The 7,877-nt window shown below is 40.8% G+C and carries 9 protein-coding genes and 1 tRNA gene; 1 reads left to right on the forward strand and 9 read right to left on the reverse strand.

Annotation, left to right across the window (positions count from 1 at the left end; genetic code table 11):
• Window positions 1-395 precede the first annotated feature (395 nt).
• Genes tatC through moaC form a run of 4 tightly spaced genes read right to left on the reverse strand, consistent with a single transcriptional unit; the run spans window position 396 to window position 2,484 of the window.
• Window positions 396-1,124 carry a twin-arginine translocase subunit TatC gene (gene tatC / locus HNR31_RS18295; protein ID WP_181557598.1) on the reverse strand — a complete coding sequence of 243 codons (729 nt, stop codon included), beginning with the start codon at window positions 1,122-1,124 and terminating at the stop codon, window positions 396-398.
• 24 nt (window positions 1,125-1,148) lie between these two features.
• A complete protein-coding gene (gene tatA / locus HNR31_RS18300; RefSeq protein WP_181557599.1) occupies window positions 1,149-1,304 on the reverse strand; it encodes a twin-arginine translocase TatA/TatE family subunit in 156 nt (51 codons plus the stop codon).
• A gap of 17 nt (window positions 1,305-1,321) precedes the next feature.
• Entirely contained in the window at window positions 1,322-1,960 is a 639-nt protein-coding gene (locus tag HNR31_RS18305) for a redox-sensing transcriptional repressor Rex (RefSeq protein ID WP_181557600.1), read from the reverse strand.
• Between the two features lie 29 nt (window positions 1,961-1,989).
• On the reverse strand, window positions 1,990-2,484 hold the full coding sequence (gene moaC, locus HNR31_RS18310) for a cyclic pyranopterin monophosphate synthase MoaC (RefSeq protein ID WP_181557601.1): 495 nt from the start codon (window positions 2,482-2,484) through the stop codon (window positions 1,990-1,992).
• Window positions 2,485-2,609: 125 nt separating this feature from the next.
• Here moaC and HNR31_RS18315 point away from each other — a divergent pair, with 125 nt between their 5' ends.
• Window positions 2,610-4,544, forward strand: coding sequence for an ABC-F family ATP-binding cassette domain-containing protein (locus HNR31_RS18315; RefSeq protein ID WP_181557602.1), 1,935 nt, complete (start codon window positions 2,610-2,612; stop codon window positions 4,542-4,544).
• A 296-nt stretch (window positions 4,545-4,840) separates the two neighbouring features.
• Here the strand turns inward: HNR31_RS18315 and tsaD are convergent, their stop codons facing one another.
• The 5 genes from tsaD to HNR31_RS18340 form a co-directional block, all read right to left on the reverse strand.
• The gene (gene tsaD, locus HNR31_RS18320; protein WP_181557603.1) at window positions 4,841-5,854 is read right to left on the reverse strand and encodes a tRNA (adenosine(37)-N6)-threonylcarbamoyltransferase complex transferase subunit TsaD; all 1,014 of its coding nucleotides are present in this window, start codon (window positions 5,852-5,854) and stop codon (window positions 4,841-4,843) included.
• On the reverse strand, window positions 5,851-6,297 hold the full coding sequence (gene rimI / locus HNR31_RS18325; protein WP_181557604.1) for a ribosomal protein S18-alanine N-acetyltransferase: 447 nt from the start codon (window positions 6,295-6,297) through the stop codon (window positions 5,851-5,853). The genes tsaD and rimI overlap by 4 nt, the downstream gene beginning before the upstream one ends.
• Complete coding sequence (gene tsaB, locus HNR31_RS18330; protein ID WP_181557605.1) at window positions 6,257-6,997, reverse strand: tRNA (adenosine(37)-N6)-threonylcarbamoyltransferase complex dimerization subunit type 1 TsaB; 741 nt, start codon at window positions 6,995-6,997, stop codon at window positions 6,257-6,259. Before tsaB ends, rimI begins: the two co-directional genes overlap by 41 nt.
• Entirely contained in the window at window positions 6,994-7,452 is a 459-nt protein-coding gene (gene tsaE / locus HNR31_RS18335) for a tRNA (adenosine(37)-N6)-threonylcarbamoyltransferase complex ATPase subunit type 1 TsaE (RefSeq protein WP_181557606.1), read from the reverse strand. The genes tsaB and tsaE overlap by 4 nt, the downstream gene beginning before the upstream one ends.
• Before the next feature lie 331 nt (window positions 7,453-7,783).
• Window positions 7,784-7,859: transfer RNA gene (locus HNR31_RS18340), tRNA-Asp, on the reverse strand.
• Window positions 7,860-7,877: the final 18 nt, after the last annotated feature.

Here is a 7,877-nt window from a genome sequence, read left to right on the forward strand (position 1 = left end):
TAGGTTTTTCGTATTTTCCCCATAGAAAAATCCCCTCCATAGTAGACAGATTAATTGGCTTTCTTTTTTCTGTCTACTATAAGGGGATCATATCATTACACGGGAGGTTTTCTTGTTATATCCGAATTTACATCTTGCTTCTTTTTTAAGGAGGCTTGTCTAGCTTCAGCACCCAAACAGTTTACTTTTCGAATTGACATCCATGCAAAACTTGCGCAAAGCATAAACTGGCGAAGTCATGCCCGAGAGCTCTGGGACCAAACCAGCCCCCTCAAGGTAGCAAAAAACGTCCAGCGGGTGAAGAGCATTTGCCCATCACAGGAGCTAGGATGGTTACATTTCGCTGTTTGCCCAGAGGAAGCGGGCAGTTTTTAAGCGGAATTGGGTCGCTTTTCTTATTGTTCCGCTAACCGTGCTCTTCGATAAGCTATCCTGGAAATCCATATGCTTATTTCATATAAAATCGAGAGCGGAATCATGACAATCACCTGTGACAATACATCTGGAGGGGTAATAATCGCTGCCACAATCAGCAAAACAAAGTAAGCATACTTGCGTACTTTTACTAAAAACATTGGAGTAATCAGTCCTAGTCTTGTCAAAAACATAACGATGATAGGCAGCTGAAAGACTAAGCCAAACGGCAAAACGAGCTGAAGCAAAAATTCAAAATATTCATTAATCCCAATCACTTGATGAATACCTAGGCTAGAAGCTAAATTTTGCATAAAGTGAACGACAAATGGAAACAAGACAAAGTAAGCAAAACTCACACCCGCCAAAAAAAGAAGAAGAGACAGTGGAATATAGCTCAACGTCACTTTTCGTTCTCTCTCGTATAATCCTGGACTGATAAACGCCCAAAGTTGATAAAGCAGAACTGGTGAAGTCATGATTAGTGCAATCACAAACGCAAACTGCATATAAATTTTAATAGGATCTGTCAATCGAAACGCGTTCATCGTTAATTCTTTCGCTTCACCGGCTTTCTGCAAATACAAAATGACTGGCTCTACTAAAAAGAAGCTAGCAATCATCGCGATGACAAAAAAGACAACAACAATGATAAGCCGTTTTCGTAATTCTCCTAAATGCTCATATACGGACATTTCTTTATCGTTCATACCCAATCATCCTACCATTATCTATTACGCTTTTTTGTTGCTTTCTTCATCCTCATCTGCTAACCCTTTTGTAGCATCTTTAAATTCCCGCAACGATTGACCGAGCGACTTCCCGAGATCGGGAAGCTTCTTCGTTCCAAATAATAATACGATGACAACCAAAATGAGCAAGTATTTCATTCATGATTCGCTCCCTTTTATTTAGATGGGTAGTTTTTTAAAAAATACACTAATGACTGTAATTCAATGGCCAAATCAATATGATGAACACGAATATTATCAGGTACGTTTAGTCGAGCGGGAGTGAAATTTAAAATCCCTTTAATCCCCTTTTTCACAAGACGATCCGTAATGGCCTGTGCCACATGAGCTGGTACCGTCAAAATCGCCACAGAAATCTCATCATGAAGACGCTCCTCTAACTCATCAAGGTGATAAACAGGTACCCCGCCTACTTTCGCCCCTACTTTTGCTTTATCAACATCAAATGCCATGACAATTTTCGTGTTATTATTCTTCGTAAAATTGTAGTTTAAAAAAGCCGTTCCTAAGTTTCCGACCCCTACTAATGCTACTTCCGTAATTTCATCCTGATCAAGCGTCTTGCGAAAGAAAGACAATAAATAGTTCACATTATAGCCATAGCCTTTTTTCCCAAGTGCTCCAAAATACGAAAAATCACGGCGAATCGTGGCGGAATCTACTTTTACTGCATCGCTTAACTCCGCTGAAGAAACACGCTGTTTTCCTGAGGCATGTAAATTTTTCAAAAAGCGATAATATAACGGCAAACGCTTCGCCGTTGCCTGTGGAATTTTTAGCTGTTCATTGTTCATGACTACTCCCCCACATTCTCTTTAGCCAACTACTTGTCCTCTCGTCGAAAGTGACCTGATTTTCCACCTGTTTTTTCCACTAGATAAGTTGGTCCAATGATAATTCCTTTATCTAGCGCTTTACACATATCGTAAACCGTCAATGCACAGACAGAAGCCGCAGTTAGCGCTTCCATTTCAACCCCTGTGCTTCCTTTTGTTTTTACAGTTGCTGTAATGAGCAGTTGATAGCGAGACGTCTGTTCTTCCACATCCCAAGCAAATTGAATATCGACACCCCTTAACATTAAAGGATGGCACATTGGAATGAGATCAGCGGTCTTTTTCGCCGCCATAATTCCGGCTACTTGAGCAACGGCAAGAACATCTCCTTTTTGGATCGCGCGATTCGAGATTTTTTCATAAATTTCTTTATTCATCATCACGCTCGTTCTTGCCACAGCGGTCCGAACCGTATCAGTTTTTTCTGTAATATCGACCATTTTTGCATGACCTTGTTCATTAAAGTGAGTAAACGATGACAATGTAAATCTCCTCCACATTATAAACTATACACTATTTTTTCTCATCTGTCTTTTCCGACTCGTTTTATTGCCCAACGAAAACGATTTGCGCTACACTATTATTGTCGAACGAGAGGTGAAAAACAATGATCATTTTACAAGTCAATCAACTGTCAAAATATTTCGGAGCTGAACTTATTTTATCGAATATAAAACTAGAAATACAATCAAAAGACCGGGTTGCTCTTGTTGGGAGAAACGGAGCGGGAAAATCGACACTTCTAAAAATCATTGCCGGTGAAATGTCTTATGATAGCGGGGAAATCATTAAGCCGAAGGATGTAACGGTCGGATACCTGGCCCAAGATAGCGGTCTTCATTCCACGTTATCAATATGGGATGAAATGATGACAGTGTTCGCTCCGCTAAAAACAATGGAAAAAGAATTGCGGATGATGGAACTGCAAATGGGTGACCCAAATATGTTGGCCGACCCTCAGCGTTATGAAAAATTATTAAAAGATTACGATACCCTACAGGAGCGATTTAAAGAACAAGGTGGGTATCAGTATGAAGCCGATATTCGCTCCGTTTTACACGGTTTGAATTTTTCCGAATACGACTATACAACAACTTCCGTTCAATCGCTTAGCGGCGGCCAGCGAACCCGTCTTGCTCTTGGAAAATTATTACTAATGAAGCCAGATTTGCTCATTTTGGACGAGCCAACGAACCATTTAGATCTCGAAACATTAACATGGCTGGAACAGTATTTACAAACATATCCCGGAGCCATTCTCATCGTTTCCCACGATCGTTACTTCCTTGATAAAGTCGTCACCCAAGTATATGAGTTATCGAGAACAACAATAAAAAAATATATAGGCAATTACAGCCGTTATTTACAACAGAAAGCAGACGACTACGAGCGGGAATTAAAATTATATGAAAAGCAACAAGAAGAAATCGCAAAATTAAAAGACTTTATTCAGCGCAATATTGCCCGTGCTTCAACAACGAAACGGGCACAAAGTCGACGTAAGCAACTCGAAAAAATGGAACGAATCGACAAACCGAACGGGGACGAAAAATCGGCTTCATTTTCATTTGATATCGAACGACAAAGCGGGAACGAAGTGTTGACCGCAGAAGAGGTCTCTGTCGGCTATCATGACGAGAAACCAGTAATTCATAACATTCATTTTCGAATCACAAGAGGGGACAGCATTGCCTTAGTAGGGCCTAACGGAATCGGAAAATCGACGCTCTTAAAGGCAATCGTGCAAAAAATTCCGCTACAAAGAGGGGAATTTCGCTACGGCTCGAATGTCAAAATCGGCTACTATGATCAAAACCAAGCGAATTTATCATCCAATAAACGTGTGCTCGATGAACTATGGGACGAATACCCTTCAAAAACAGAAAAAGAAATTCGTACCGTACTAGGTAATTTCTTATTTTCCGGGGATGATGTGTTAAAACCCGTTTCCGCATTAAGCGGTGGAGAAAAAGCAAGGCTGGCACTCGCCAAATTAATGATGCAAAAAGCGAATTTTCTCATTTTAGACGAGCCAACGAACCATCTAGATTTGGACAGCAAAGAAGTGCTCGAAAATGCACTGATTGACTATCCAGGAACGATCCTGTTCGTTTCCCATGACCGTTATTTTATTAATCGCATCGCCACCAAAATATACGAACTTACCAAAGACGGCATTACCGAATATCTTGGAGACTACGACTATTACATCACCAAAAAAGCGGAAATGCTTGAACTCGAACGCCTTGCCTCCGAAGAAAAAGCGACCCGTCGCAAGGACGAATCAGCTAACAAACCAAACTATGAACAAGAAAAAGAAGCCAAAAAATTAGAGAGACAACGAAAGCGGCGAATTGAAGAGATTGAAAATGAAATTAGCGAAATCGAACAACAAATTGCGCACATCGATCAACAATTATGTGATCCTGACATATATCAAAATCACGAAAAAGTCCAACAACTTACAAAAGAAAATGAAACAATGAAAGAGAAATTAGAACAATTAATGGAAGAATGGGAAGCATTGCATACATTACAATAATAATTTCACATATATCCATAGTCTACTTTGACTATGGATTATTTTATATTAGTCACATACCCACACCTTTTTCCACAACAACTTGCTTTAAAAATAAAGTTATTCACGTATTTTTCCACAATATCCACAAAATTTAGCTTATATATTCACAAAATTTTGTGGTTAACCTTTTATTGATGTTCTCTCATTTATCGTAAATTTCCACAATATTAACATCCTGTGGATAAAACTATTCACAATGAAATGTTTTTTTAAAAAAGAAAAATCCCCTTGACAACAAGGAGATTTTTCTTCTCTCATGACAATTCAAGACTTGGATCTGCATTTAACGACATATCTGCCCGCTTTCCTTGTTCAAATAAAATCGTTCCAGCCGCTGCAATCATCGCTGCGTTATCCGTACAAAGTGAAAGAGGGGGAATGACAAGATCCACTCCTTCGATCTCCGCCATCTTCCGTTCTAGTTCTGCTCTTAAACCTCGATTGGCAGCCACTCCTCCAGCTAACAACACTTGACGAACTTGATATTCTTGAGCTGCTTTTACCGTTTTTGCCACTAGCACATCAACGACACTCGCTTGAAAACTTGCAGCCATATCTTTCGCATCAATCTGTTCGCCACGCTGCGCAGCGTTATGCACCGTATTCATCACCGCAGATTTTAATCCGCTAAAGCTAAAATCATACGAATCTTCTTCAAGCCAAGCGCGCGGCAAATCAATCGTCACACTTCCTTCGTGGGCAAGTCGATCAATGTGCGGTCCTCCCGGATACGGGAGATGTAACGCTCTAGCCACCTTATCATACGCTTCCCCCGCCGCATCGTCTCTCGTTTCTCCGATCACTTCAAACTTCCCGTGCTCCTTCATGTAAACAAGCTCCGTATGGCCTCCAGAAACAACGAGAGAAAGTAACGGAAATTTCATCTCCGTAACGAGCCGATTCGCATAAATATGCCCGGCAATGTGATGGACGCCAATTAACGGAATTTGATGCGCAAACGCCAACGCTTTTGCCGCATTAACACCAATGAGAAGCGCCCCGACTAATCCCGGTCCCTGCGTCACAGCAATCGCATCTAAGTCCGCAAACGAAAGATTCGCTCTATTCATAGCTTCTTCAATGACAAGCGTAATTTGCTCGACATGATGGCGAGAAGCTACTTCTGGAACTACGCCGCCAAAACGCTTATGACTGTCGATTTGTGAAGCAACTACATTGGACACAATTTCTCGACCATTTTTGACCACTGCCGCTGCCGTTTCATCACAGCTTGTCTCAATTCCAAGTACATACACATCTTTATTCATTGTAAATTCACCCACATTACAAGAGCATCTTCTTGATTATCCGGATAATATCGTTTCCGAATACCACCGTTTAAAAAACCTAATTTACGATATAACGATTGGGCTACATGATTAGAAACACGAACTTCTAATGTCATTATCGCTGCCCCTAATTGTTTTGCTGTTTCCATCACTTTTCTCATCAACGCTTCCCCTAATTTTTTGCCGCGATACTCCGGCAATACGGCCACATTCGTGATATGTGCCTCGTCGATCACAACCCACATCCCGCAATAACCGATAATGCGATGGTTGTACTCCATCACAATATACTTGGCATACTGGTTATGAACAAGCTCATTATAAAACGCTTCTCTGCTCCAAGGAAGCGTAAACGAAGCTTTTTCAACATAGACGACCTCATCAATATCCGCAAGAGTCATTGGACGAAACTGAATTTTCATTCCTGCTTTGCTCCCCCTGTTTTGCAAGCCAGTTCGCTTCCGCTTCAGCAAGACGAACGTAATTTGGAACAAATGAGTGAACATTCTCTGGCTCTTTTTTCATCCCAATAAACGCCAACTCGCTTGGCCGAGGCAACTGCAATGAATCAGGAGCAAATAGGGCTAAATCTCCAAGCACCTCTTTAAACACTTCCTTATGTAGAACGACGTCGCTCCCGATAAACAAAACTGGCTCATTTTTTTCTTGCAACTGGCGCGCCCACTCACTCGACAACACAATTCTGTCGTTTTCTATGCATTCGAGCACATCTCCTTCATATCGATACAGCCCCGTATAAATTTGACCCCTTCTTGCATCAAATAAAGGTGAAACAACACCGTCAAAATATCGTCCATTAGCTGCAAGTACTTCAAGACTGGACACACCTACGATAGGGATTTTTAATGTCCATGCTAACGTTTTAGCAATCGTTACTCCTATCCGTACACCTGTATAGGAACCCGGCCCCCTCGCGACAACAATCAAATCCAACTCCGTAGGCGTGATGTGGCAATCCGCCAACAAAGACTGAATAGCCGGCATAACACGTGTCGAGTGGTCTTTCTTAATATTAGTAATAATTTCACCTTTTACAATGTCATCTTCCACTAATGCAATCCCCATCACAATATTCGATGTATCAATCGCCAATACTTTCATGCTTCCATAATCTCCTTACATAACTGTTCGTACCGTTTACCAACCGGTTCAATAACGATCTTGCGTTCTGATTCTCCATGATGATAAAGGTGAATGTATAACAATTCATCGGGAAGCTGAGGCTGAATTAAGTGGGCCCACTCTACGACCGTTACCCCATCACCATCAAAATACTCATCGAATCCTAAATCTTCAAACGTATCTTCCAAACGATATACATCCATATGGTAAAGGGGAAGCCGTCCTTTATATTCTTTGACAATCGTAAAAGTAGGACTGCTTATTGTCCGCTCAATTCCCAACCCTTTCGCCAATCCTTTAGTAAACGTTGTTTTCCCTGCGCCTAAGTCTCCTTCTAAAGCAATCACATCTTTTTCTTTTAGTTTTTCCGCTAACCTAGCAGCAAACTCCATGGTTTCCTCAGCGGAATGCATAACCAATTCATAACATTTCATCATTTGTCACCTAACTTAGTTCATCATTTTTATTATCATAATAGTGAGGAAACGATAATATTCTTCTTTACAGATTATCTTTGAAATTTTATCACATTATAACAAAAAGTTTCCACTTCTGATCCAAACACATTGTATATAACTAAAGTTATTACATCACACTTACACCGAATAACAGACAAGATGAAAACGATTTGTACAAAAAAGTCCTTAGGAAGGTGATTCCTAAGGATGTACGTGAATCTCTATATATGAGTTTATCGTAAAAGGGGGAATGAAGCAAAGACAAAAAAGACATAAAAAAACACGAAACATTATGTTTCGTTCAACATGGCGGTCCCGACGGGACTCGAACCCGCGATCTCCTGCGTGACAGGCAGGCATGTTAACCACTACACTACGGGACCAATTTCATTGGTTGCGGG

The sequence above is a fragment of the Thermaerobacillus caldiproteolyticus genome, from assembly GCF_013761245.1.
Classification (GTDB): domain Bacteria; phylum Bacillota; class Bacilli; order Bacillales; family Anoxybacillaceae; genus Thermaerobacillus; species Thermaerobacillus caldiproteolyticus.